The following is a 554-nucleotide window of genomic DNA, read 5'->3' as shown; positions in this document are numbered from 1 at the left end:
GAGAGCTTGTTTTTGAAGGTATCGTAGGTCTTCTCGATATCCCAACGTCGTAGATACAGCCATGCAATCACTCCGGGTCGTATCTTCATGTGGTTGGTAATAAACTCATATTCGGTGCCGGTGCGTGGGCATTGGTAACGAATGTATCGCATCATCACTCCGCTTGTCTCGGTGGCCGCATGCTGATCGGCGAGCACGCCCGCATTGATGGGGTCTTCACGGTCGAACTCGATTTCGCCAAAGCAAGTGATCTTCATCAGGTCCTTAGCGCGGCTTAGGAAGTAAACGCCCGCAGCCTGCTTCCACTTATACCATTGCCGCATATCGGTGCCGGCGCAGTCCCAAACATAAAGAACCTGGCGCCCCTTGGCCGCTCCCTGACGCAACTGCCCGGAACTCATCCGTTTGAGCGCATGCATGTCGTGCTCGCATTTCTTGCGCCCTCCTTGAAGGTCTGCTGCGGTCAGATGCGTCAAGGCATGCGTGCGATAGTTCAGAGTGTAAAAATGCCCGACCGCACGGCGCTTACCTTTGATCGGCGCATCGTGGACTCC

Annotated in this window: 1 protein-coding gene; it reads right to left on the bottom strand. The window is 55.1% G+C overall.

Features of this window, described 5'->3' with window-relative positions; genetic code table 11:
• Positions 1-554, bottom strand: a 554-nt coding sequence (locus tag QEH52_RS20110; RefSeq protein WP_308952755.1) for a hypothetical protein, incomplete at both ends; no start/stop codon positions are given.

This window comes from Thalassobacterium maritimum (assembly GCF_031127805.1).
Lineage (GTDB): Bacteria > Verrucomicrobiota > Verrucomicrobiia > Opitutales > Coraliomargaritaceae > Thalassobacterium > Thalassobacterium maritimum.
Note: the sequence above shows the minus strand (reverse complement) of the source record. Positions and strands in the feature narration are given on the sequence as shown.